This is a genomic window from Dactylosporangium sp. CA-139066 (assembly GCF_050936175.1).
GTDB lineage: Bacteria > Actinomycetota > Actinomycetes > Mycobacteriales > Micromonosporaceae > Dactylosporangium.
Window position 1 is genome coordinate 4,665,074 of sequence record NZ_JBNJNH010000001.1, and the last position, 24,796, is coordinate 4,689,869.

The window sequence follows — 24,796 nt, forward strand, 5'->3', positions numbered from 1 at the left end:
GGCGGATCAGCTTCCGACCAGGGTGCGGACCTTCTCCGGGCCGAGCGACAGCAGCAGCGTGGGCAGGCGGGGGCCCCGGTCGCGGCCGACCAGCAGGCGGTACAGCAGCGCGAAGAACTCCCGCTGGGCGACCTTCAGCTCCGGGGTCGGCGGCGTGTCCAGGGGCAGGCCCAGGCGGATCTTCGGCACGCCGTACACCAGCGTCGTCAGGCCCTCCAGCGACCACTGCCGCTCCAGGCCCTCCGCGAGCAGCGACAGCGACGCGCGCTGGTCGTCGTCGAGGGAGGCCAGCAGCTCCGTGTCCGGCTCGGTGCGCACGTGGGTGCGCGACTCGTCGGGGACGTACGTGGTGACCCAGCGCACGGCGCAGTCCAGCCGCGGGCGGACGTCGTCCAGGGTGAGGATCGGGTCGTCGGGGTCGACGTCGGCGAGGATGCGCAGCATCTGCGCCGGGTCGCCGACGGTGATGTCGGCCACCGAGGCCAGCATGCGGTACGACAGCGGGCGCGGCGTCACCGGCAGCGGCCCGGCGGCGGTGCCGATCGCGCGGTGGTAGGCGGCGGCGTCGGCCGGCGGCGCGGTGCCCTCGGCGACCTTGCGGCCCAGCGTGTCCCACTCGTCGTAGAGGCGCTGGTTCTCGTCGCCGAACGCGATGTTGAACGACTGGTTCGGGCGGCGGCGGCTGTACAGCCAGCGCAGCAGCGGCGCCTCCATGATCTGCAGCGCGTCGGCCGGGGTCGGCACGCCGCCCTTGGAGCTGCTCATCTTGGCCATGCCGGCGATGCCGACGAACGCGTACATCGGGCCGATCGGGGGCTTGGCCCCGAAGACCTCGGCGACGAGCTGGCTGCCGACGACGTAGGACGAGCCGGGGGAGGAGTGGTCGACGCCGGAGGGCTCGAAGTGCACGCCCTCGAAGGCCCAGCGCATCGGCCAGTCGACCTTCCACACCAGCTTGCCGTGGCGGTGCTCGGACAGCAGCACCGTCGCGCCGTGGCCGTACGAGCAGGTGTAGGTCAGCTCGGTGGTGTCGTCGTCGTAGGCGGTGACGGTCGTGGTGTCGCGGCCGCAGACCGAGCAGTACGGGCGGTACGGATAGTAGCCGGTGACGCTCTCGCCGTCCTCGTCGTTCTGCTCGGGGGCGATTTTCGTGCGGTACTTGCCGAGCACCGCGTCGATGTGCCGGCGTTCCCGCATGGCGTGCAGGATCTGAGACGTGTACGCCCCGGACGTGTACATCTCGGTCTGGCTGATCCCGCGGTACTGCACCCCGAGCTGCGCCAGCGACGACGCCATGGCCGCCTTGAAGTGCTCGGCCCAGCTGCCGTAGGGGCTGCCGGGCGGCGCGGGCACGGCGCTCAGCGGGCGGCCGATGTGCTCGCTCCACGACTCGTCGACGCCCGGGACGCTCGCCGGCACCTTGCGGAAGCGGTCGTAGTCGTCCCACGACAGGATGTGCACGACGTCCTCGCCGCGGCGGCGGATCTCGTCGGCGACCAGGTGCGGGGTCATTATCTCGCGCAGGTTGCCCAGGTGGATCGGCCCGGAGGGGCTCAGCCCGGACGCGCAGACGATCGGCCGGCCCGGCGCGCGGTCCTGCGCGGATGCGATGACCTCGTCGGCGAAGCGGGCTACCCAGTCGTCGTCAATGCTCTGCGTCACCGGATCCATTCTGCCGAACGCTACGCCGCAGGCCGCAGCCAGGGGTTGGCCGTGATGAGGTCGCGCACCGCAGCGAGCCGTTCGTCGAGCTCCGGGGTGAGCATCACCATCTGCAGCTCCACCTTGTCGCCGCCGATGAGCATGTAGACGCCGCTGGCCGGGTCCTGCATCAGCGGGCCGGCGACGGCCTGCACCTTCTCGAGGTCGCGCTGCTGGTCGGCGAGGCTCTTGGCGCCGGGGTTGACGACGATGCAGACGTTGCCGGTGTAGCGCGCGCGGACCGCCCGCTCGGCCGCGCCGCGGTCCGCGGTGACGATCTCGACGACGAACACGGTCCGCGGGGTGGGGCCTTCGGTGCTGCCGCTCGGCTCGCCGTCGGGGTAGGTGACCCGCAGGTCGCGGAACCAGTCCGGGTGCTCGTCGTAGATCAGCTCGTGCAGGCCGTTGCCGTCGGGCCGGTCGCCGTGCTGCCACCCGCCGGCCGGGGCCGGGCAGGGCACCTGCCAGTCGAAGGTCTCCGCCGGTTCGGGCCGGCCCGCGGCCTGAATGCTCACGTGCAGTACGCCGCCGCGCAGGGTGCCGCGCAGCAGGGTCCGGCCATCGGGGCCGACCTTCGTGGCGTCGAAGCCGTCGAGGTCGACGCCCTGGTCGCAGCGCTTCGGCGCGCCGCCGGCCGTGCCCTCGGCGGTGACCGGCGCGGGCGCGCAGAACCGGGGCTTCCGGCCCGGCAGGACCTGGACCTGGCCGGTCGCCTCGACGGTGTCCCCGTCGTGCACCACCAGGCCGGGGGCGCCGCCGGACGCGCGGGGTGCCGCGGGCAGCGGCGCGGGAGCGGCGGCGCAGGCGGCCAGGGGCAGTACCGCGGCGACGAGCAGCAGGCGTCTCATGCCCGCTAGGACGTGACCGGTGGCCCGCCGGTTCCCGACTGCTCCAGCAGCGTCTCGATGCGCGCCATGAGCTCGCTCGGCTCGAACGGCTTGACCAGGTAGTCGTCGGCGCCGGCGTCGAAGCCGGTGCTCACGTCCAGCCACTGGCCGCGCGAGGTCAGCATGAGCACCGGCATCAGCTCGGTGTCGGCCGTCTCGCGCAGCCGCCGGCAGACCTCGAACCCGTTGATGCCCGGCATGCTCACGTCCAGGATCGCGAGGTCGGGATGCTCCCGGTGCGCGGTGTCCAGCGCGCTGCCGCCGTCGCCGCAGGCCAGCACGTGGTGGCCGGACGTGTCGAGCAGGAACGTGAGCAGGTCGCGAATCGCGAGGTCGTCCTCGGCGATCAGGACGGTCGACATTCGCTCTCACCCCCAATACCCCGAACCCAGTATGCCAACAAATCGGGTCAAATACGGTGTGGAGGTGCAGTCCGGCAGGCGGTACGTCTCGAGCGCGCTCGCGGTGCTCGTGCTGCTGCTCGGCGCGGCGGTGACGGCGGGCGTGAGCCTGGCGCTGGCCTCGAAGGAGCGCCGCTCGGCGACCGCCGTGCTCTTCGTCGCCCCCGCCGCCACCGCCGAGGTCCCGGCCGTGCAGGACGCCTGGCGCGCGGCCGGCGCCGCCGGGCTCACCCTGCGCCCGGCCGCCGGCGTCGCCGAGCACTACTTCGCCGTCTACGGCCGCCAGCTCGACGGCCGGGCGCCGGCCATCGGCGGCGCGGACGTCGCGGCGGTACCGGCGATCGCCGACGTGCTGCGCCAGGCCCGCAGCGCCGGCGGCGCGGCGATGTCCAACGCCTCGCTGCTGCAGCGCGAGACCGGGCTGCCCGAGGCCGAGCGCCGCCGCGCGCTCAACGTCGCCACCCCGGTGCTCGGCCCGGGCGGCCGCCTGCGCGGCCTCGTGCTGCTCGGCCTGCGCGGGCCCGACTTCTTCGGCGCCGCCATCGGCGAGGTGCTGCACAACCCCGGCGGCGGTACCCGCTTCAGCGTGCTCCTGCCGCACGCCCCGCCCGCGCGCGCCCACGACGTCGACGGGCCGGACGCGTGGTGGCGGCTGCAGCGCCCGTCGACCCCGGCACCGGCCGTGCGGCGGGCCGCCAACCATAACGCGAAATGAAGTCAGGTTTAGGGCCCTTGACATCGAGCGCATCCGATCCCAATATCTGTCAGGCAAGTTGCCTAACAGATAAGGTTTGGAGGCGCCTCGTGAACCACCCCCTCAGGCTGGCCGGCCTGGGCGCCGCGGCCCTGCTCGTCGCCGGCACCGCCACGACCGTCCTGGTAATGCACGGTGCCGACGCGGCCACGGAGACCCTGCTGTCGCAGGGCAAGCCGGCCACCTCGTCGTCCGTGGAGTCGTCGTCGCTGGGCCCCGCCCTGGCGTTCGACGGCAACACCGGCACGCGGTGGGCCAGCGCGGAAGGGTCGGACCCGCAGTGGATCCGGGTCGACCTCGGCGCGACCCGCAGTATCACGCACGTCAACCTCAAGTGGGAGGCGGCGTACGGCAAGGCGTACCGGATCGAGACCTCGGCCGACGGCTCCGCGTGGAGCACGATCTACAGCACCACCGCCGGCGACGGCGGCACGGACGACCTGACCGGCCTGTCCGGCTCGGGCCGCTACGTGCGGCTGTACGGCACGGCCCGCGGCACGCAGTGGGGTTACTCGCTGTATGAGTTCCAGGTGTACGGCAACGGCACCGAGTCCACCCCGAGCGCCTCGCCGTCGGCGTCGCGCAGCGCCACCCCCTCGGCCTCGGCGTCCCCGTCGCGCAGCGCGTCCGCCAGCGCCTCGCCGACGAAGAGCCCGACCTCCTCGCCCTCGGGCAAGGACCTGACCGACCCGCACAAGAAGGACATCGCGATGCAGCTGGTGTCCTCGGCCGAGAACTCCTCGCTGGACTGGAAGGCGCAGTACAAGTACATCGAGGACATCGGCGACGGCCGCGGCTACACGGCCGGCATCATCGGCTTCTGCTCCGGCACCGGCGACATGCTCGACCTGGTCGAGCTCTACACCCAGCGGGTGCCGGGCAACGTGCTGGCGAAGTACCTGCCGGCGCTGCGCAGCGTCAACGGCACCTCCTCGCACTCGGGCCTCGACCCGAACTTCACCAGGGACTGGAAGACCGCGGCGGCGGACGCGCAGTTCCAGAAGGCGCAGGACGACGAGCGGGACCGGGTGTACTTCAACCCCGCCGTCAGCCAGGCCAAGGCCGACGGCCTGCGCGCCCTGGGCCAGTTCATCTACTACGACGCGATCGTCATGCACGGCCCCGGCACCGACCCGGTCAGCTTCGGCGGCATCCGCAAGGCCGCCATGGCCAAGGCGAAGACGCCGGCGCAGGGCGGCGACGAGGCGACGTACCTCAACGCCTTCCTCGACGCGCGCGTCGCGGCGATGAAGACCGAGGAGGCGCACAGCGACACCAGCCGGGTCGACACCGAGCAGCGGGTGTTCCTCAACAACCGCAACTTCGACCTCAACCCGCCGCTGAGCTGGAAGGTGTACGGCGACCCGTACAACATTCCGGCCTGACCGAGCGAACCAGCTAGACCCGGGCGTCGCCGAGGATCGTCGAGATCTCCGAGGCGGCGCCCGGCCTCGCGAACAGGTACCCCTGCCCGAACTCGCAGCCGAGGTCCTGCAGCGTCGACCACTGCTCGGCGGTCTCGATGCCCTCCGCGACCGTCTGCAGCCGCAGCGCCCGGCCCAGCTGCACGACCGCCTCGGCGAGCGTGGCGTCGCCCTGCTCGGTCGTGATGCCGTCGACGAACGAGCGGTCGATCTTCAGGATGTCGACGGGGAAGCGCTTGAGGTACGACAGCGACGAGTAACCGGTCCCGAAGTCGTCGATCGCCAGGCGTACCCCCAGCGCCTTGAGCCGGCCGAGGGTCTCGATCGTCGAGTCGGTGTCCTGCATGAGCAGCGACTCGGTGATCTCCAGGACGATCTGGTGCGGGTCCGCGCCGGTCTCGGCGAGGATGCCCGAGACCTCCTCGACCAGCCCCTCGTGCTGGAACTGCCGGGCGGAGAGGTTGACGTTGACGCGGATGGCGGCCGCGGACGGGAACTCGTCGCGCCAGCGGGCCAGCTGCTCGCAGGCCTGGCGCAGCACGTAGCGGCCGAGCGGGACGATGAGCCCGGTCGACTCCGCGAGGGGGATGAAGGTGTTCGGCCCGAGCAGCCCGCGCACCGGGTGCTGCCAGCGCACGAGCGCCTCGACGCCGATGAGCCGGCTGGTCGGCAGGTCCACGATCGGCTGGTAGTGCACGACGAACTCGTCGCGGGCCAGCGCCCGTTCGATCTCCGCGCGCTCCTCGGCCTCGCGCATGATGTCGGCGTACATCGCCGGGTCGAACAGCGCGTAGCGGTCGCGGCCGGCGCCCTTGGCCGAGTACATCGCCAGGTCGACGTTGCGCAGCAGCTCGCCCGGGTCGGGCCCGTCGTCGCCCTCGCCGGCCTTGGCGGTCGCCACGCCGATCGAGGCCGAGCACACGACGTCGCGGTTGCCCAGCCGCAGCGGCCGGCGGATCGCGGTCAGGAGCCGCTCGGCGAGGTCCATCGCCTCGATCTCGTTGATGTCCTCGACGAGGATCGCGAACTCGTCGCCGCCGAGGCGGGCGAGGGTGTCCGCGGCCCGCAGCTGCTGGTGCAGGCGCAGCGCGGTGGTGGCGATGAGCTGGTCGCCGGCGGTGTGCCCGAGGCTGTCGTTGACGAGCTTGAAGTCGTCGAGGTCCACGAGCAGCAGCGTGATGCGCCCGCCGCCGCGCCGGTTGCGGGCGATGGCGTGCTCGAGCCGGTCGCGGAACAGCGCCCGGTTGGGCATCCCGGTCAGCGAGTCGGCGAACGCCTGCCGGGTGAGCTCCTCCTCGAGCTCCTTGCGCTCGGTGATGTCGCGGATGCTGATGACGGCGGCGTTGAGCGGCTCCTCGCCGGTGCGGTTGGTGCCGATGACCTCGACCCAGATCCAGGCGCCGTCGGCCCGCCGGACGCGCGACTCGGCCCGCGCGGTGTGCCCGGGCCCGCCGTTGGCCACGGCCTGCCACCACTCCACGGCGGTGGCGAGGTAGTCGGGGTGGGTGATGTCCATGAGCAGCTCGTTGGTCATGAACGTCGGTTCGTAGCCGAGCACGGTGCGCACGGACGGGCTCGCGTACGTCACGCCGCCGGCCGGCTGGATCGCCAGGACGGCGTCGGAGGAGTTCTCCAGCAGCGCCTCGACCTTGCGCTCGGCGGTGCGCCGGGCCGCGTCGAGCCGCCGCCGGTTGCTCGCGGTCCGCGCGCAGAACCAGGTCACGCCGAGCATGAGCGCGATGGTGAGCGCGGCGAGCGTGCCGGTGACCGGCCGGTCGCGGGTGACGACGAGCCCGAGGTACCCGAGCACGCTCACCGCCCCGAACCCCACCACTTCCCGCTCGGTGGCCAGGGCCGCGGTCGAGGCGAGGACGAGCGTCACGCCGGCCGGGAAGATCGCCAGCGCCGCGACGTCGTAGGCGGTGAACGCCAGCAGCAGCGCCAGGTTGGCCAGCCACCAGACGAACATGACGCGCGGCATCCAGGGCGAGCCGGCGTACCGCTGCCAGGGCAGCATCGCCAGTCCCGCCTGTCCCGCGCCGGCCAGCGCCATGAGCGAGACCAGCCAGGGCCCGCCGTGCCAGTCGAGCTGCACGCGGACGGCGCCGATCAGGATGACCCCGACGGCGATCCAGGTCCCCAGCCTGATCTGGCGGGCCCGGTAGTCGCTCTCGTGCTGTTCCCGCGCGCTCTCCGACATGGTCACCCCGATCGGAGCCCCGCCGGGGTTTCTGAGTGCGGTTGCGGTGCAGTCCCGGTAGTTGCGCCCGGCCCACCGTCTGCACCCGAGTTACGAGGTGTCTTTGAGGTCCATGGGAGCCTCGCCGGAGGTTTTGCGGGCAGAGTACGCGCGAGGGATAAATCGGGCGAATCGCATGGAGTGGTGGTTGTGCGTACTATTCGCGTCCCGGTCCGGCTCGCGTTCTGGCGTTCGCCCGAGGGGCAGCCCGCGTGGGCACGCCCCGCGCTGCTGGCGGTGACCGCGGTCGCCGGGGTGCTCTACGCCTGGCGCATCCGCGACAGCGGCTACGCGCTGTTCTACTCGGTCGCGGCCCGCAGCATGTCGACGAGCTGGAAGGCGTTCTTCTACGGCGCCCTGGACCCGGGCGCGACGATCACCATCGACAAGCTGGCCGGCTCGTTCGCGCCGCAGGCGATCGCCGCCCGCGTGTTCGGCTACCACGCCTGGTCGCTGACCCTGCCGCAGGTCGTCGAGGGCGTCGTGGCGGTGCTCGTGATGTACCGCATCGGCCGCCGCCTCGCCGGTCCCGCCGCCGGCCTGCTCGCGGCCGCCCTGTTCGGCCTCACCCCGGTCGTCGCCTCGATGTTCGGCCACCCGATGGAGGACGGCCTGCTCACGATGTGCCTCGTCCTGGCCGCCGACGCGTTCCAGACGGCGCTGCTGTCCGGCGGGCTGGGCCGCCTCGGTGCTCGACCCGCGCTACGGCGGCAGCGCCTTCGACGCCTCGGCCGGCCCGGTGCCCGACCGCTTCCGGATGGGCGCCCCGCGCCGTCCGTTCGCGCCGCCGGGCGGCCGCGACGGCGCGCCGGTGCTGATGGCGCAGCGCTTCGCCAGCCCCGGCGGCCCGTTCGCCGAGGCGACCACCACGCTCACCGCCGAGCGCCGCCGCGTCCACGACTACCTCGAGTCGCACCGCGGCGGCGCCCGGTTCGTGGCCGCGACGACGTCGTGGAACACCGCCGCGCCCTACATCATGGCCACCGCCCGGCCCTACCTGCCGATGGGCGGCTTCAGCGGTACCGTGCCCCAGCCGACGCTCGCCGCCGTGCAGGCCATGGTCGCCCGGGGCGAGCTGCACTACTTCCTGCTGCCCGCGGCCGGCCCGGAGCGCGGCTTCGGCCGCCGCGAGCGCGAGGGCGCCACCACGACGACGGCCGTCACCGCCTGGGTGCGCGCCTCCTGCACCGACGTCACCGCCGACGTCGGCGGGGGCGCCGAGGCGGTCTACCGCTGCGCGTGAGGCGCAGGTCACTGTCACGAACGCGGCCCCCGCCCCGTCCCGACGGCATGATGCGCAACGCGTGGCTGCGGGCGGGCCTCATCCTGCTCATCGGGGTGGACGCCGTCGTGAGCCTGTGGCAGTACCTCTTTCCTCGCTCGTTCTTCGAAGACGTCCCGACCGTGCGGCTCGATCCGCCGTTCAACGAACACCTCATGTCCGACGTCGGCGGCCTCGGCCTCGCGCTCGTCACGGTGCTGGTCTTCGCGGCCGCCACCATGGAGCGCCGGCTGGTGCTGGCCGCGCTGACCGGGTTCGCCGTGTACGCGCTCACCCACCTGCTGTTCCATCTGCGCCACTTCGAGCACTTCTCGGCGCGTGAGGCGCTCGGCCTCGGCACCGGGCTCGGCATCGAGGCGGCGCTCACCCTCGCGCTGCTGGTGCTGTACTGGCGCCTGGACCGCGGCCGCTCACGGGAAGGCGCGTGACGGGCTCACTCGGCCAGGTCGTTGATCCAGCGGCGGAAGCGGTGCGAGACCGAGGCGTTGCGGCGGGCGGCGGCGCTCAGGCCCCTCCGGGCGGCCTCGGCCTGCGGGCAGCCGGGCCCGAACTCGCGCTCGTAGGCGGCGACGGCGTCGCGGAAGAGCGGCTCCGCGGCGTCCGTGTCGCCGTGCTCGGCCAGCCGCGTCGCGAGCAGCACCTGGACGGCGAGGGTCGTGACGTGGCCCGGGCCCTGCTGCCGCCGGTATCCCTCGAGCGCGGCCCGCAGCTGCGCCAGGCCGTCGGCGCGCTGGCCGGCCAGGAACAGGCATTCGCCGTACCGCAGCCGCGCCCGTACGGTCCGGTGGTGCTCGTCGGTGAGCAGCTCGCGCTGCCGGCGCAGGTTGCGCTTCGACAGGTCGAGCGCCTTCGCCCGGGCCCTGGACGCGTCCGCGGCCCGCCCCGGCTGCGCGTCCAGGGTGGCCGCGACGTCGACGTAGGCGCCGCAGAGCACGTCGGCGGCGTCGCCGGTGAACGGGTGGGCCTCGCCGAGCTCGTCGCCGATCGACGCCCGCAGCCGGGCCGCCTCGCGCAGCGCCGCCTCGTGGTCGCCCCAGTGTGTGAGGGCGGCGACGAGCAGCAGCCAGGTGCGGTACGCGGCCGGGTCGTCGGGGTCCACGGTGGACAGCTGGGCGGCGAGCACCTCGCGCAGCGCCGCCTCCCGCGCGCCGCGCGGCTCGCCCTGCCGGGCCTCCACGAACGCGGCCAGGCCGCGGGTGGCCAGGATGTCGGGGTCGCCGGCGCCCGACGCGCCGCGCTGGGCCTCCAGCAGGGCGTTGACGTCGCCGACCAGCGGCGCCAGGTCGTCGGCGGACAGCGCCAGCCGGCACAGCAGGATGCGGTATCGCGCCCGCAGCGTCTCGCGGTGCCGGGCGCCGAGCGACTCGCGCAGGGCGTCGCGCGCCTGCTGGAACTCGCGGCCGGCGCCGTCGGGGTCGTCGCGCAGCAGCAGGATCCCGCCGAGCAGCAGCCGGCTCTGCGCGGTGTCCGGATGGCCGGGCCCGAGGAGCCGGGCCCGCTCCTCGACGACGGCGGCGGCCTCCCGCTCGGCGTCGTTGAGCCGCCCCTGCCGGACCAGATGGGCGGCCGTGTGGTGCCGCCCGGACAGCTCGTCGGCGTCGGCCGCCGGGCCCGTGCCGGCCGGCCCGGGGCGGTGTGCGGCGGGCCGCGGCTCGACCAGGACGCCGCCCTCGGCGACGGCGACCTCGGGCTGGTCGTGCATGGTCGGGTTGAGGCGGAAGGCGTCGAGCAGCATCGTGTGCACCAGCGGCAGCCGGCTCGACCCGCCGACGAGGTAGATCGCGTCCAGGCCGCCGGGGGCGAGCCCGGCCCGGCGGACCGCCTCCTCGCAGGCCTGGATCGTGGCCTGCACGAAGGGCCGGGCGAGCCGGTCGAGGACCTCCCGGCCGAGCGGCGCCTCCGCGTCGACCAGCGGCACGTGCACCCGCGTCGAGCTGTTGCGGGCCAGGAACTCCTTCGCCACGCGGATCTCGTCGCGGAACCGGCGGCTCTCCCGGCGCGCGTCGGTGTCCTGCGGATGGCGCAGCCGGGACCAGCCGGGCCGGTCGCCGAACACCTCGCCGAGGTGCTCGAAGACGGCCTGGTCGATGTCGAGGCCGCCGACGTGCGGCCGCCCGGCCTCGGCGACGACCTCGATGGTGTCGCCGTGGCGGATCACCGACGCGTCGAACGTCCCGGCGCCGAAGTCGTACACCAGCGCCGACATCCCGGGCCCGAACCGCGCCGACGGCCGCCGGCTCAGGTGCGTGCCGGCCGCGACCGGCTCGGCGACGAGCTCGACCGGCGCCATCCCGGCCCGCGCGGCGGCGTCGAGCAGCCGGGCCCGCCGGGAGCCGGCCCAGGCCGCCGGGTGGGTGAGCACGACGCCGAACGGCGCACCGCCGGTCGCTTCCCGGGCGGTGGCGTGCACCCGGCGCAGCACCGCGGCGATCAGGTCCTCGACCGCCACGTCGCGGTCGCCGAGCAGCACGGTGCCCTCGTCGATGCGCCGCTTCGGGTTGGGCTCGAAGCGCTCCGGCTGCAGCCGGGCCGCGTGCACGGCGTCGCGCCCGACGAGCAGCTCGCCGGACTCGGGCGCGAACACGGCCGAGGGCAGCAGCCGCTCGCCGTCGAAGAGCAGCGACTGGACCCGCCCGCCGGGGGTGTGCAGCACCGCCGCGGTGTTCGAGGTGCCGAAGTCAACGCCCAGCCGTAACCCATCGACCACCGCCAAACCTTACCGGATCACGCGGTGCTGGTGATGGCGCGAGCGGGGCGGCCGCGGACGGTGGTGTGAAGGCCAACGCAACGGGAGGGCGATGCCATGACCGCCGGGGCGACACTAGCCAAAGGTCGAAGGTTCCGGGTCGAGGACGGGGCGTACGTGACGTCCGCGCGCGGTCCGGAGCTGCTGGAGATCCCGCTGCTGAACAAGGGGACCGCGTACAGCTCCGAGGAGCGGCGGACACTGGGGCTCTCAGGGCTGCTGCCACCGGCGGTGCAGAGCATCGAGGAACAGGTGGCGCGGGCCTACGAGCAGTACCACGAGCAGCCCAGCGACCTGCAGAAGAACGTCTTCCTGACGATGCTGCAGGACACCGACGAGGTGCTGTTCTACCGGCTGCTGAGCGAGCACCTGCGCGAGATGCTGCCGGTCGTGTACGACCCGACGGTGGGCGAGGCGATCCGGCGCTACAGCCACGAGTACCGCCGCCCGCGCGGCGTCTACCTGTCGATCGACGACCCGGGCGGGGTCGAGGCGGCGCTCGCCGACGCCGGGCTGGGCAAGGACGACGTGGACCTCATCGTCGCCTCCGACGCCGAGGAGATCCTCGGCATCGGCGACTGGGGCGTCGGCGGGATCGACATCGCGGTCGGCAAGCTCGCCGTGTACACCGCGGCGGCCGGGATCGACCCGGCGCGCGTCATCCCGGTGTCGCTCGACGTCGGCACCGACAACGAGCGGCTGCTCAACGACCCGCAGTACGTCGGCAACCGCTTCGCCCGGGTCCGCGGCCAGCGCTACGACGATTTCATCGACGCCTACGTGCGCGCCGCCACCCGGCTGTTCCCCAACGCGCTGCTGCACTGGGAGGACTTCGGGCCGGGCAACGGGCGGCGGATCCTGCAGCGGTACCGCGACCAGGTCTGCACCTTCAACGATGACATGCAGGGCACCGGCGCGATCACCCTCGCGGCGGCGCTCAGCGGCACCCGGGTCGCCGGCACCCGCATGCGCGAGCAGCGCATCGTCGTCTTCGGCGCCGGCACGGCCGGCGTCGGCATCGCCGACCAGCTGCGCGACGCCATGGTCCGCGACGGCCTGGACCGCGACGCGGCGACCCGGCGCATCTGGTGCGTCGACCGGGCGGGGCTGCTCGTCGACGACATGGCGGACCTGCGCGACTTCCAGCGGCCGTACGCCCGGCCGGCGGCCGAGGTCGCCGGGCGGCGCCGCGAGGGCGGGATCGACCTGGCCGCGACCGTCGCCGAGGCGCGCCCGACCATGCTGGTGGGCACGTCGACCGTGCACCGGGCGTTCACCGAGGACATCATCCGGGAAATGGCCCGCCACGCCGACCGGCCGATCATCCTGCCGCTGTCCAACCCGACCGAGCGCATCGAGGCGATGCCCGACCAGCTCATCGCGTGGACGGAGGGGCGCGCCCTGATCGCCACCGGCATCCCGGTCTCGCCGGTCACCTACCGGGGTGTCACGTACGCCATCGGGCAGGCCAACAACGCGCTGCTCTACCCGGGCCTCGGGCTCGGCGCGATCGTCGCCCGCGCGCGCAGGGTCAGCGACGGCATGCTGGCCGCGGCGGCCGACGCGGTGGCCGGGCTCGTCGACGTGAGCGCCCGGGGCGCGTCGCTGCTGCCGCTGGTCGAGGACCTGCGCACGGTGTCGGCGACGGTCGCCGTCGCGGTCGCCCAGCAGGCGGCGGCCGAGGGGCTGGCCCGCGCCGAGGTCTCCTCCGCGGTACAGCAGGTGCAGGACGCGATGTGGCAGCCGGTCTACCGCCCGATCAAGGCCGGGTGACCCCGTGGTCGTGGTGCGGGACGTGCCGATCGGGCTGCACGCCGGGGGGACCCGGATCGAGACCGACTCGCTCGGCGCTGTCGAGGTGCCGGCCGGGCACTACTGGGGCGCGCAGACGCAGCGCTCGCTGGTGCACTTCGACATCGGCGACGACCGGATGCCCAAGCCGGTGTACCACGCCTACGGCTGGGTGAAGAAGGCCGCCGCGGTCGTCAACGCGCGGGCCGGGCGGCTGCCGGGCTGGAAGGCCGACCTCATCGCCCGCGTCGCCGACGAGGTCGTCACCGGCCGCCTCGACGAGGAGTTCCCGCTGTACGTCTGGCAGACCGGGTCCGGCACGCAGTCCAACATGAACGTCAACGAGGTCATCTCCAACCGGGCCATCCAGCTCGTCGGCGGCCGGCTGGGCAGCAAGGACCCGGTGCACCCCAACGACGACGTCAACATGGGCCAGTCCTCCAACGACACCTTCCCCACCGCGATGCACATCGCCGCCGTGACGGCGATCGAGGAGCGGCTGCTGCCGGCGCTGGGCCGCCTGCAGGCGGCGGCCGAGGCCAAGAGCCGGCAGTGGGACGCCGTCGTGAAGATCGGCCGGACGCACCTGGAGGACGCGACGCCGCTCACGGTCGGCCAGGAGTGGTCGGGGTACGCCGCCCAGCTCACCGACGCCGCCGAGCACCTGCGCACGACGATGGGCGGCCTGTTCCGGCTGGCGATGGGCGGCACCGCGGTCGGCACCGGCCTCAACGCCCCGGCCGGCTTCGCCGAGGACGCCGCCGCGGCGATCGCCGAGCTGACCGGCCGCCCGTTCGTCACCGCCCCGAACAAGTTCGCGGCCCAGGGCTCGCTCGACGCGCTGGTGCGCACCTCGGCCGCGCTGCGCGGCGTGGCCGTGGCGCTGTTCAAGTTCGCCAACGACATGCGCTGGCTGGGCTCGGGCCCGCGCGCCGGCCTGCACGAGCTCGACCTGCCGGCCAACGAGCCCGGCTCGTCGATCATGCCGGGCAAGGTGAACCCCACCCAGGCCGAGGCGATGCTCATGGTCTGCGTCCAGGTCCAGGGCTTCGACACGGCGGTGTCGATCGCCGGCAGCGAGGGCAACTTCGAGCTCAACGCGTTCCGCCCGGTCGTCATCAGCAACGTGCTGCACGCGGTGCGCATCCTCGCCGACGCCGCCGAGCACTTCCGCGAGTTCCTGGTCGAGGGCGCGGCGGTGAACGAGGAGCAGCTGCGCCGGTACGTGGACCGCTCCGTCATGATGGTCACCGCGCTGTCGCCGGTCATCGGCTACGACCGCGCGTCGCAGATCGCCCACCACGCGATCGACGCCGACCTGACACTGCGGCAGGCGGCACTGGACCAGGGCGTGGCCGAGGACCTCTTCGACCGGGTCGTCGTCCCGGCCGCCCTCACCCGCCCCGGCACCGCTCAGCGCACCCCCGCGTCGAAACCGGGCTCCGACTGACGATCGTGTCAGCCGGCGGTGGTCGCCTTCGGCTGGGTGGTGGCCTGCGGCGCAGTGGTGGCCTGCGGCTGGGTGGTCGCCTGCGGCGCGGTGGTCTTCTCGGGCGCCGGGGCGGTCGTTTCCGGGGCCGGCCCGGTGGTCTCGGCCCCGCCCGCCGTCGGCGTCGCGCCGCCGCCCCCGGTGGTCCCGCCGCCCGTCGCGGGCGTCTGCTGCGGGCCGGTAGCCGCCGGGGTGCTCGGCTGCCCGGGCGCGCCCGAGGCCTTCGAGCCTCCGCCCCCGCCGTCCCCGCCTCCGCCACCGCCGGCCGGGGCCGTGCCGACGCCGCCGTCGCCGCCGGGAGCGCTCGCCGTGGGCGTCGGGCCGGCCGCCGGGCCGGACGAGAACATGCCGGACAGGGCGAGGGTCAGCGCGACGGCGAGGACGGCCACCCCGGCGAGCGCGAGCGCCCACCAGGGCACCCGGCGGCGCGGGGGCGGGGTCTCGCCCGGGGGATCCGGGATGACCAGGGGTACCGAGACGAGGGTGTCGCTTGTGGACGGTGCCGCGGCGGCCGCGTCCGCGGCGGCGGCCAGCGCCGCGGCCGACGGGTAGCGCGCCGACGGCGCCTTGTCCATGGCCGTGGTGATGAGGTGGCGTACCGGCGCGGGCACGTCGGCCGGCAGCGGCGGCGGCTCGTCGTTGAGATGGTGCACGGCGATCGCGACCGCGTTGTCGCCCATGAACGGCGGGTGGCCGGCGACGCAGTGGTACGCCACGGCGCCGAGGGCGTAGATGTCCGTCGCCGGGCCGGTCGCCTGCTTCGACACCTGCTCCGGGGCGATGTACAGGGCCGTGCCGACGACGTCGTTCGTGGCGGTGACGGCGGCCGAGGCGCTGGAGCGGGCCACGCCGAAGTCGACCAGCACCACGGTGCCGTCGGGCTGGACGATGAGGTTGCCGGGCTTCACGTCCCGGTGGACGATGCCGGCCTCGTGCGCCGCCTCGAGGGCGCGCGCCGCCTGGGCGACGACCGACATCGCCGTGGCCGGGTCGAGGCGGCCCTCCTCGGCGATGCGGCGGTCGAGCGGCCGGCCGTCGATGTACGCCATGACGATGTACGCCCCGGCGTCCCCGGTCGCCCCGTAGTCGTAGACGGCCGCGATGCCGGGGTGGTGCAGCGCCGCCATCGCGCGGGCCTCGTGGTGGAAGCGGGCCTGGAACTCGCGCTCGCCGGAGCGGCCGTCGTGCAGCAGCTTCACCGCGACGGGCCGGCCCAGCAGGGTGTCGGTCGCGCGCCAGACCGCACCCATCCCGCCGGCGGCGATGGGGCCGTCGAGCCGGTAGCGGTCGTTGATCAGGTCACCTTCGCTGGCCACTCCGATCCGATACCCATCAAGGCGCGTCGCTATGCGCCGGGTGTCGCGACGGCGTCGACGTCACCCGTGCGGCGCAGCTTCTGCCAGCGCAGGCGCCGGCCGGTGATCGCGGTGATCGCCGAGTGCAGCAGCACGAGGTACATCACCTGGCGGTACACCAGCTGCTGCAGCGGCAATGTCCACAAGGGACGCAGGGGCTCGCGGTCGAGGCGGAAGGCGAGGACGGCCGTTACGATGTTGACGACGACCACGGCCGCCCAGCCGACCGCGGTCTCGGTGCGGTTCAGGAAGAACGTGCCGTACACGGCGAGAATGTCCAGCAGCGGGGCCAGCAGCGGCAGCAGCACGCTGAACGCGGCGATGAAGGACAGGGCGCGGCGGCCGAAGCGGCCGGACGGCCCGGAGTCGCGCACGGCGGAGCGGTGCTTCCAGATGGCCTGCATGGTGCCGTAGCTCCAGCGGTACCGCTGCATCCACAGCTGCCCGAGGGTCGCCGGCGCCTCCGTGAACGCGCGGGCGGTCTCCTGGTAGACGACCTTCCAGCCGGCGCGGTGGATCGCCATCGTCAGGTCGGTGTCCTCGGCGATCGTGTCGACGGTCAGCCCGCCGGCGTCGGCGAGGGCCGGCCGCCGGAAGCCGCCCAGCGCGCCGGGGATGGTCGGGATGCAGCCGAAGGTGTCGTAGAGGCGGCGGTCGAGGTTGAAGCCTATGACGTACTCGATGTGCTGCCATTTGCCGAGCAGCCCGCGCCGGTTGCCGACCTTGACGTTGCCGGCCACGGCGCCGACGGCCGGGTCGGCGAACGGCTGGACGAGCTGATGTACCGAATCCGGCTCCATGACGGTGTCGGCGTCGACCATGACGACGAGGTCGTGGCGGGCCAGGGCGACGCCGGTGTTGAGGGCGGTCGCCTTGCCGCCGGGCGGGACCCGGACCACGCGGACGTTGTCGAGGGCGAGCGCCTCGACCGCCTCGGCGGTGCCGTCGGTGGAGGCGTCGTCGACGACGATGACCTCGACGCCGGGGTGCGCCGACAGCGCCAGTGACCGCACCGCCGGCTCGATCGTGGTGCGCTCGTTGTAGGCGGGCACGACGATCGTGACCGGGTCGGTGACCGGCGGGCCCCACGACCAGGTGACCGAGCGGCGGCGCCGGGAGTGGCGCACCGCGAAGAGGAACAGCAGCAGCGCGCGGGCCAGGGTCAGCGCGCCGACGAGCAGCAGCAGGCCCCACAGCACCCACCAGCTGACGTCGGCGGTGCGGATCGCCCAGGCCAGCCCGCGGCCGCGCCACACGTCGGCGGCGCGGGCGGGCGGGTTGGCCGGGCCGAGGGCGCCGCCGAGCGCGTCGGCGACGGTGCTGAAGCGGTACCCGCGCTGCTGCAGTTGCGGGATGAGCCGGTCCAGCGCGGCGACGCTCTGGGCGCGGTCGCCGCCGGCGTCGTGGAAGAGCACGATCGCGCCGTTGCGGCCCTCCGGGGTGGCGTTGCGCACGATGGTGTCGACGCCGGGCCGGGCCCAGTCCCGGCTGTCGAGGTCGTTGAGGACGGTGATGTACCCCTGCCCGGCCGCCTCTTGCACCGTGGCCCAGTCGGGGTCGCGCAGCGCGTCGGGGAACGACGAGTACGGCGGGCGCAGCAGCGGCGTCGAGCGGCCGGTGGCGTACGCGATGAGCATCTGCGTCTGCGAGTACTCCAGCGTGCGCCGCCACGCGGGCAGCTCCGGCAGCTGCGGGTGGCTGAAGGTGTGGGTGCCGACCTGGTGGCCCTCGGTGATCAGCCGGCGGGTCAGGTCCGGGTGCCGCGCCACCTCCGAGCCGATGACGAAGAACGTCGCGTGGACGTTGTGGCGGCGCAGGACGTCGAGCACCTTCGGGGTCCAGGTCGGGTCGGGCCCGTCGTCGAAGGTCAGCGCGATGGTGCGCTCGGGCATCCGCAGCGTGCGCACCTGGCCGCCGGTGGCGTCGATGACCGGGCCGCCGCCGCTGACGGCGGCGGGCACCGAACCGGCGGGCTGCTGAGCGTCGGCCTGGTGGTCGGGGGCGAAGCCGCTGTTGGTGTACGCCTCGACCAGCAGCAGGTTGGCCAGCAGCGCCAGGGCCAGGAGGGCGAGCAGCAGCCGCAGGGCGATGCGGCGGCGGCGCACCGCGGGCAGCGTGCCGGAGGAGGCCGCGTCGCCCACCGGGGCGGCGCGGTACAGCGTCATCCGGAGACCGGCGGGTGCGCGGCCCCGAGGAACTGCGACAGCCACAGCGCCAGGAGCACCAGCAGCAGCAGTACCCCGACCGCGTACGCGGCCCGCCGCACCCGCCGGCGCCGGGCGCCGCTAGGGTCGACGAATACCGGCCGCGGCTCCTGCCGGCCGTTGCGGATGACGGCGGTGGCCGCCCGCTCGGGCAGCGGCGCCTTGCCGACGGCCCGGTCGATCCGGGCGCGCCCCATCGGACGGCTTGTCCCCGGGTGCTCGGTCATGTCCTCGAACATAGAAGAGCCGCCGGGATCCTGCATGATCCACGAGGGCGGTGGGTAGGAGGGGTTCAATGCGATGTGGGGGCACCGCAATCGTGGCCCTGCTGCTCGCGGTCCTGCCGGCCGCGTGCAGCAGGGCCGCGGGGGAACCGTGGCCGGAGGCGGGGCACGGGCCGTCGGCCGTTGCGCTGAGCGAGCCGCAGCGGCGCGTCGCCGACGAGCTCATCGGCGTGTTCGAGCACGGCGACCCGGCGCCGCACTACGAGGCGGTCGAGACGCTCGGGGACGGCCGGGGGTACACCTGCGGCACCATCGGCTTCACGACCAGCGGCACCGAGGTCCGCGACGTCGTGGCGGCCTACACCGCGGACGTCCCGGGCAGCCCGCTGGCCCGCTACCTGCCGCGGCTGCGTGAGCTGGCCGACGGGGGCAGCGCCGACACCGGCGGCCTCGACGGCTTCGCCGCGGACTGGAAGGCGGCGGCCGCCGACCCGAGGTTCCGGGCCCAGCAGGACGCCCTGGCCGGCCGGCTCACGCTGGACCCGGCGCTGCAGGCCGCCCGGAAGCTGGGGATCCGCACGCCGTTGGGGGTCGCGGTGCTGTACGACACCGCGGTCCAGCACGGCACCGGCGACGACCCGGACGGGATGCCCGCGCTGATCGCCCGGGCCATGCGCAGGGCCGGCGGCGAACCGGCCGGCGGCGTCGACGAGCAGGACTGGCTGCAGGCGTTCCTCGACGAGCGGGAGCAGACGCTGCGCCACGCGCACGACCAGGACACCCGCGCCGCCTGGTCGGAGTCGACCGGCCGCGTCGACGCGCTGCGCGAGCTCGTCGACGACAGCCGGTGGCGCCTGGACCCGCCGGTGCGCATCACCGTCGACGGCGACGACTACGACCTGCGGTAGGGTCCGGCGACGGCCGTCAGGCCGGCAGCAGCCCGATCCGGCCGTGGTACTCGCGGCCGAGCCGGTCGGTGTCGGAGCCGACGAGCAGCCCGGCCGGGCAGGTCACCAGGACGCCGACGCCGATGCCGCGGCTGTGCGTGGGGTTCCACGGCAGCGCGGCGCCCGTGGCCGGGTCGAGCGCGGCGATCCCGGGCCGGGCGACGGCGCCGGGCCCGGCGCTCTTGTGCCCGTTCGGGTTGTCCATCCACTGCTGGTGCCCGCCGACGTAGACGGCGGCCGGGGTGACCGCGACCGACCACAGGGTGTTGCCGCCGGTGCGGTTGACCCACGCCGGCCGGTGGTTGCCCCCGCCGGCCAGGTCGAACCGGGCGACGCTGTCGCACATCCGCTGGGCGCCCGACATCCCGCCGGTCGCGGCGACGGCGAGCCAGGTCCCGTCGGGGGCGAAGTCGACGCCGCGCAGGTAGCTGTCGTACAGCGTCTTGCACTTGGCGGCGTAGGCGTCGGTCGACCAGGCGGCCACCCCCGGCGCCGGGCCGCCCAGGCCGGCGACGACGAGCTGCGCGCGGCGCTGCCCGGCGGCCGCGTCGAACGCGCCCACCGCGGCCAGGCGCGTCGCGTCGGCGGTGACCGCGATGGCCTCGACCTTCACCGTGCCCCGGTCGGCCCGGGCCAGCCGCAGGTCGAAGCCGGGATCGACGGCGCCGGTGGCCGCGTCGAGGCGGGCCAGCCCGGCCCGCGGCTGCCCGCCGATGGTGGTGAAACTGCCGCCGGCGTACAGCCACGGCCCGGCCGCCGCCAGCGCCCGGATCTGCCCCTTGCCGGCGGTGGCGGTGAACCCGTCCACGGTCTGCCCGGTGACGGCGTCCAGCTCGGCCAGCCCGGTGCGCGCCCGCCCGTTGACGTGCGCGAACCGCCCCGCCACGAACACCCCGCCGCCAGGCCCGGCGGCCAGCGCGGTCACCGGCCCGTCGACGGCCGGCGCCGGGTCGAGGACCCGCCCGGTGCCGAGCTGGAACGCGAACAGGTTCGGCCGGCGGTACCGCTGGCCGGTGGCCGCGTCGGCGACCGTGGTGAAGTCCCCGCCGACCACCACCGTGTCGCCGACCACGGCGATCGCCGCCACGGCCCCGTCGAGCACGTTGGGCGTCCACGCCACCGGCCGGGCGCTGACCAGCCCGAGCACCGTTCCCGCCCGGGCCGGCCACGCGACCGCGATCATGACCAGCACCGCCGCAGCGGCCAGCAGGCGACGCATCCGCGCACCACGCCCTTCCCGTCCCCGGTGCGCCGTCGTGCGCCCGCAAGGCGTTCAACGACGAGCCCCCGGGACGGGTCACAGGCTTCAGTCGAACAGCTGGTACACCGAGTCGGGCGCCGGGATCGCGCCGGTCGGCTTGGTGACGGGCTGGATCTCGCCGAACCCGGCGAACGTCAGCGACATCGCCAGATCGGATGAGATCGAGGCGCCGTCGATGACGAACGAGGTCAGGCGCCCCTTGTCGTCGGTCGTCGCGGTGAACGGCACCGCCTTGGCCTTGGCCCCGGCGCTCTTGAGCGTGTCGGCGGAGGGCGCGAGCACGCTGTTGGCGACGGTCATGTCGACGGTGCCCGCGAAGTGGGTGGCGTCGGTCCGGGTGACCTCGCCGAGCCCGTCCTTGAACAGCTCGGTGACCCCGAGCTCCGGCGCGCCGGAGCTGTCGACGGGCAGGGTGGCGGTGGAGCTGACCTTCGATCGGTCGACGAGCAGCCAGTGGACCGGGTCCAGCCCCCACTGCTTGTTGAGGTCGTCCCCGAAGTCGGCCTTGATCCACAGCTCCGGGGTGACGATGGTGTACGCCACCGAGATGTGGGTCGTCCCGACATCGCCGCCGATCTGCATCGTGGCGACCTTGGCGCGGCTGTCGATGCGCCCGCCGCCGGTCATGTCGCCCTGCTTGATGCCGAACGTGTACGCGGTCTCGTCCAGGTTCTTGACGGCCGCCTTGAGCGCCTCGGCCGGCGGCAGCGGGCTGGCGGACGCGGCAATGACCCGGCCCTGGCCGCCGGTGTCGGTGGTGAACTCGGCCTCACACCCGGCGAGCGCACCGGCCGCGACGACGAGCGTGAGCAATGCGGTTATGTGTTTCATGATGTGTATGCCCTCCGAATGCGAAGCTTTTCGGAGGCTACTGGCGGGTCACCGCAGAAACTGTCGCCGATTCACCGCCCGCGCTGTGGCGAGCCGCACGTATCAGAATCCGGCCTGAACCGTCGGCCGGGCCCGGCCCGAGACCACGACCCGGGCTAACGCGTGGGGGCTACCCCCGTGGACTCGCGCACGACCAGGCGGCCGGGCTGGCGCACGACGCCGGAGTGCTGTTCGCCGTCGAGCACCGCGAACAGGTGCTGCACCGCGGTCGCGCCCAGCTGTTCCAGGTTGAGGTCGACCGTGGTCAGCGGCGGGCGGCACTCCGTGGCGAAGACCTCCCAGTTGTCGTAGCCGACCAGTGCCACGTCGTCGGGGACCGCGCGGCCCAGCTCACGCAGGGCCTCGGCGGCGCCCGAGGCGATCTGGTCGTTGCCGCAGAAGATGGCGTCCACGTCCGGGTGGGCGGCCAGCAGGCGGGCCGTGGCGTGGCGGCCCCAGCGCTGCGACCACTGGCCGAACAGCGGGTCACCCACGAGGGGGAGGCCGGCGGCGTCGAGGACCTCGCGCAGCGCGGCGACGCGGTCGTGGGCGGCGCGGTAGCCGGGGTCGCCGGTGATGTGCGCGATGCGGCGGCGGCCCAGCGACACCAGGTGCTCGGCGGCCAGGCGGGCGCCGCCGGCGTCGTCGGCGATCACCGACAGGTCCGACGGGTCGTCGGACTCGCAGTAGGCGTAGACGACCGGGACCGGGATGTCGCGGGTCAGCGACGGGCGCAGGTCGTTGGCGTCGCCCAGGATGATGAAGCCGTCGACCTGGCGGGCCAGCAGGGTGCGGATGTAGTGGCGGCGGCGGATCGCGTCGCCGCGGGCGTCGCACAGCAGCACGCTCATCTGCTCGTTGCCCAGCGCGTTCTCGGCGCCCAGCAGCACCGGGATGGCGAAACGGGCCGCGGACAGCTCGTCGGTGAGCAGGCCGATCGTGCGAGTATTGCCGGAGATCAGGCCGCGGGCCAGCACGTTGGGCTGGAACGACAGCTCCTCCGCGGCCTGCTGCACGCGCCGGCGGGTCGCCGGGGCCACCTCGTCACGCGAGTTCAGCGCCTTCGACGCCGTCGCGATCGAGACCCCGGCCCGCTTCGCGACGTCGGTCAGGGTGACCTGTGCGCGCTTTCTTCCCACGTCAGACGGTCCTCTCGAAAACTTTTCGGCGAGCATAGCCGACCGGCACTGATCGTCACAACTGTCACACGGCTGGGAGTTGCGGAAATAGACCGTTGACACCGCTGTAACCTGCTGCCACCATTCCCGAAAAGGATTTCGGCGAGGTGCACGCGAAGCGGGCATTGGGGGTCCGGGGTGGGAACCCCCGGCGCGCCCGCGCCGGAGGCGTGCGCCGACAACGCTTGTGAGAAAGGTGGTGGCCGTGACCGCCAACCCGGGACCTGTCGCGCCCTCGCGCGGGGTGCTGCGGCCCGTCGGACTGCACCAGGTGCGGCTCACCGGCGGGTTCTGGGGCCAGCGCCAGGCGGTCAACGGCACCGCCACCATCGAGCACTGCCGCGAGTGGCTGGACCGGCTCGGCTGGACCGGCAACTTCCGCGACCCCGACGCCGCGCTGCGCCGCCGCGGGCGCGAGTTCTCCGACTCCGAGGTGTACAAGCTGACCGAGGCCGCCTGCTGGGAGACCGCCCGGCCGGGCGGGCACCCGCACGGCGAGCTGCTCGCCGAGTTCACCGCCCTCGCGGCCGGGGCCCAGGCCGACGACGGCTACCTGCACACCGGCTACGGCCGGCCGGGGCAGCCCGCGCGCTACAGCGACGCCAACTTCGGCCACGAGCTCTACTGCGCCGGCCACCTGCTGCAGGCGGCGGTCGCCGCGGCCCGCACGGGCGCCGCCCCCGGGCTGCTCGACGTCGCCCGCCGCGCCGCCGACCACGCCTGCCGGCGGTTCGCCGCCGAGGGCTTCTGCGGCCACCCGGAGATCGAGCCGGCCCTGGTCGAGCTCTACCGGGTCACGGGGGAGGAGCGATACCTCGCCCAGGCGGCCGCGTTCATCGAGCGGCGCGGGCGCCGCAGCCTCCCCGAGCACGAGTTCGGGTGGCGGTACTTCCAGGACGACACCCCGCTGCGCGACGCCGAGGTGTTCGGCGGCCACGCCGTGCGCGCCCTCTACCTCGCCATCGGCGCCGTCGACGTGGCCGTGGAGACCGGCGACGACGACCTGCTCGCGTCCGTCGCCCGCCAGTTCGACCGCACCCTGGCCCGGCGCACGTACATCACCGGCGGCGTCGGCTCCCGCCACCTCGACGAGGCCTTCGGGGACGATTTCGCGCTCCCGCCCGACCGCGCCTACTCCGAGACCTGCGCCGGCGTGGCCACGGTCATGCTCGCCCACCGGCTGCTGCTGGCCACCGGCGAGACCCGCTACGGCGACGTCGTCGACCGCGTGCTGCACAACGTCATCGCCGCCGCGGTCGCCGACGACGGCCGCTCCTTCTTCTACGCGCACACCCTGCACCAGCGCACCCCGGCCGAGGTGCCGCCGGCCGAGCACGAGCAGCTGCGCTTCGGCGGCGGCCAGCGCGCGCCCTGGTTCGAGGTGTCCTGCTGCCTGACCAACGTCTCGCGGCTGCTCGCCTCCCTCGGCACCTACCTGGTCACCGAGGACGACGCCGGGGTGCAGATCCACCAGTACGCCCCGATGCTCGTGGCGGCGTCCGGGCTGCGCCTGCAGATCAGCACCGGCTACCCCGAGGCCGGCGAGGTCACCGTCACCGTGCTCGAGGCGCCCGCCGAGGAGCGGGCGCTGACGCTGCGCGTGCCGGCGTGGGCCGGAGGCGGCACCCGCGTCGAGCGGCGCGTCTTCGCCGCCGGCGACGAGGTCCGCCTCGACCTGGCCGTGCGTCCCCGCTGGACCTTCCCCGACCCCCGCGTCGACGCGGTGCGCGGCTGCGCCGCCGTCGAGGTGGGCCCGGTCGTGATGTGCGCCGAGTCCATCGATCAGGAGGACGGCGTGCGCCTCGACGAGCTCCAGGTCGACACCGCCGTCGCCCCGGAGGCCAACGCGGTGAAGGGCCGTTCGATCTCACCGGTCGACGACCCCTGGCCGTACCGTGACCGCCACACGACCAACCGCATCTCGACAACGGGCGACGAGCCCGAACCGATCGTGGTGCCGCTCGTGCCGTACCACCGCTGGGCCCGCCGTGGCCCGTCCACCATGCGCGTCTGGCTGCCCACCGTCCCGTCCTGAAATGGAGG

Annotated in this window: 19 protein-coding genes and 1 pseudogene; 9 read left to right on the top strand and 11 right to left on the bottom strand. The window is 74.1% G+C overall.

The genetic code is table 11. The features are described from left to right. Positions 1 to 6 precede the first annotated feature (6 nt). The 3 genes from lysS to ACQEVU_RS21260 are packed head-to-tail and all read right to left on the bottom strand — an operon-like array spanning position 7 to position 2,950. The gene (lysS, locus tag ACQEVU_RS21250) at positions 7 to 1,662 is read right to left on the bottom strand and encodes a lysine--tRNA ligase (protein WP_433326093.1); all 1,656 of its coding nucleotides are present in this window, start codon (positions 1,660 to 1,662) and stop codon (positions 7 to 9) included. Positions 1,663 to 1,682: 20 nt separating this feature from the next. After that, a complete protein-coding gene (locus ACQEVU_RS21255) occupies positions 1,683 to 2,549 on the bottom strand; it encodes a hypothetical protein (protein ID WP_433326095.1) in 867 nt (288 codons plus the stop codon). A gap of 5 nt (positions 2,550 to 2,554) precedes the next feature. After that, positions 2,555 to 2,950, bottom strand: coding sequence for a response regulator transcription factor (locus ACQEVU_RS21260; RefSeq protein ID WP_433326097.1), 396 nt, complete (start codon positions 2,948 to 2,950; stop codon positions 2,555 to 2,557). A gap of 64 nt (positions 2,951 to 3,014) precedes the next feature. Between ACQEVU_RS21260 and ACQEVU_RS21265 the strand changes: the two genes are divergently transcribed. Together ACQEVU_RS21265 and ACQEVU_RS21270 are read left to right on the top strand one after the other, a co-directional pair. Continuing rightward, entirely contained in the window at positions 3,015 to 3,704 is a 690-nt protein-coding gene (locus ACQEVU_RS21265) for a CHASE domain-containing protein (RefSeq protein WP_433326099.1), read from the top strand. A gap of 89 nt (positions 3,705 to 3,793) precedes the next feature. Further along, positions 3,794 to 5,128, top strand: a complete 1,335-nt coding sequence (locus tag ACQEVU_RS21270; RefSeq protein WP_433326101.1) for a chitosanase — start codon at positions 3,794 to 3,796, stop codon at positions 5,126 to 5,128. Between the two features lie 13 nt (positions 5,129 to 5,141). On the opposite strand, the gene ACQEVU_RS21275 is transcribed toward ACQEVU_RS21270, so the two are convergent. Then, positions 5,142 to 7,367 carry a putative bifunctional diguanylate cyclase/phosphodiesterase gene (locus ACQEVU_RS21275; protein ID WP_433326103.1) on the bottom strand — a complete coding sequence of 742 codons (2,226 nt, stop codon included), beginning with the start codon at positions 7,365 to 7,367 and terminating at the stop codon, positions 5,142 to 5,144. A gap of 360 nt (positions 7,368 to 7,727) precedes the next feature. On the opposite strand from ACQEVU_RS21275, the pseudogene ACQEVU_RS21280 reads away from it, so the two are divergent. From ACQEVU_RS21280 to ACQEVU_RS21290, 3 genes and pseudogenes are all read left to right on the top strand, one after another. After that, a pseudogene (locus ACQEVU_RS21280) lies at positions 7,728 to 8,060 on the top strand (glycosyltransferase family 39 protein); the annotation flags it as partial. A 34-nt stretch (positions 8,061 to 8,094) separates the two neighbouring features. Then, complete coding sequence (locus tag ACQEVU_RS21285) at positions 8,095 to 8,649, top strand: hypothetical protein (RefSeq protein ID WP_433335390.1); 555 nt, start codon at positions 8,095 to 8,097, stop codon at positions 8,647 to 8,649. Positions 8,650 to 8,696: 47 nt separating this feature from the next. Beyond that, positions 8,697 to 9,116: a hypothetical protein gene (locus tag ACQEVU_RS21290; RefSeq protein ID WP_433335392.1), complete on the top strand. Its 420-nt coding sequence runs from the start codon at positions 8,697 to 8,699 to the stop codon at positions 9,114 to 9,116. Between the two features lie 5 nt (positions 9,117 to 9,121). Here the strand turns inward: ACQEVU_RS21290 and ACQEVU_RS21295 are convergent, their stop codons facing one another. Further along, on the bottom strand, positions 9,122 to 11,395 hold the full coding sequence (locus tag ACQEVU_RS21295) for an Hsp70 family protein (protein ID WP_433326105.1): 2,274 nt from the start codon (positions 11,393 to 11,395) through the stop codon (positions 9,122 to 9,124). A 156-nt stretch (positions 11,396 to 11,551) separates the two neighbouring features. Here ACQEVU_RS21295 and ACQEVU_RS21300 point away from each other — a divergent pair, with 156 nt between their 5' ends. Beyond that, complete coding sequence (locus ACQEVU_RS21300; RefSeq protein WP_433326107.1) at positions 11,552 to 13,207, top strand: NAD-dependent malic enzyme; 1,656 nt, start codon at positions 11,552 to 11,554, stop codon at positions 13,205 to 13,207. A 4-nt stretch (positions 13,208 to 13,211) separates the two neighbouring features. After that, a complete protein-coding gene (locus ACQEVU_RS21305; protein WP_433326109.1) occupies positions 13,212 to 14,675 on the top strand; it encodes a class II fumarate hydratase in 1,464 nt (487 codons plus the stop codon). An 8-nt stretch (positions 14,676 to 14,683) separates the two neighbouring features. Here ACQEVU_RS21305 and ACQEVU_RS21310 read toward each other — a convergent pair whose 3' ends face one another. From ACQEVU_RS21310 to ACQEVU_RS21320, 3 genes are read right to left on the bottom strand one after another with little or no spacing between them, the layout of a single operon-like run. After that, the gene (locus ACQEVU_RS21310; protein ID WP_433326111.1) at positions 14,684 to 16,030 is read right to left on the bottom strand and encodes a protein kinase domain-containing protein; all 1,347 of its coding nucleotides are present in this window, start codon (positions 16,028 to 16,030) and stop codon (positions 14,684 to 14,686) included. Positions 16,031 to 16,059: 29 nt separating this feature from the next. Then, complete coding sequence (locus ACQEVU_RS21315; protein WP_433326113.1) at positions 16,060 to 18,234, bottom strand: bifunctional polysaccharide deacetylase/glycosyltransferase family 2 protein; 2,175 nt, start codon at positions 18,232 to 18,234, stop codon at positions 16,060 to 16,062. Further along, on the bottom strand, positions 18,231 to 18,500 hold the full coding sequence (locus tag ACQEVU_RS21320) for a hypothetical protein (protein WP_433326115.1): 270 nt from the start codon (positions 18,498 to 18,500) through the stop codon (positions 18,231 to 18,233). Before ACQEVU_RS21320 ends, ACQEVU_RS21315 begins: the two co-directional genes overlap by 4 nt. Before the next feature lie 68 nt (positions 18,501 to 18,568). On the opposite strand from ACQEVU_RS21320, the gene ACQEVU_RS21325 reads away from it, so the two are divergent. After that, a complete protein-coding gene (locus ACQEVU_RS21325) occupies positions 18,569 to 19,405 on the top strand; it encodes a chitosanase (RefSeq protein ID WP_433326117.1) in 837 nt (278 codons plus the stop codon). Between the two features lie 16 nt (positions 19,406 to 19,421). Here ACQEVU_RS21325 and ACQEVU_RS21330 read toward each other — a convergent pair whose 3' ends face one another. From ACQEVU_RS21330 to ACQEVU_RS21340, 3 genes are all read right to left on the bottom strand, one after another. Continuing rightward, the gene (locus ACQEVU_RS21330) at positions 19,422 to 20,663 is read right to left on the bottom strand and encodes a delta-60 repeat domain-containing protein (RefSeq protein ID WP_433326119.1); all 1,242 of its coding nucleotides are present in this window, start codon (positions 20,661 to 20,663) and stop codon (positions 19,422 to 19,424) included. Positions 20,664 to 20,750: 87 nt separating this feature from the next. After that, on the bottom strand, positions 20,751 to 21,536 hold the full coding sequence (locus ACQEVU_RS21335) for a hypothetical protein (RefSeq protein WP_433326121.1): 786 nt from the start codon (positions 21,534 to 21,536) through the stop codon (positions 20,751 to 20,753). Between the two features lie 155 nt (positions 21,537 to 21,691). Beyond that, complete coding sequence (locus ACQEVU_RS21340; protein WP_433326123.1) at positions 21,692 to 22,714, bottom strand: LacI family DNA-binding transcriptional regulator; 1,023 nt, start codon at positions 22,712 to 22,714, stop codon at positions 21,692 to 21,694. 244 nt (positions 22,715 to 22,958) lie between these two features. Between ACQEVU_RS21340 and ACQEVU_RS21345 the strand changes: the two genes are divergently transcribed. Next, positions 22,959 to 24,788 (top strand): glycoside hydrolase family 127 protein, encoded by a 1,830-nt coding sequence (locus tag ACQEVU_RS21345; protein ID WP_433326125.1) that lies wholly within the window; start codon positions 22,959 to 22,961, stop codon positions 24,786 to 24,788. The last annotated feature ends 8 nt before the right edge of the window (positions 24,789 to 24,796 follow it).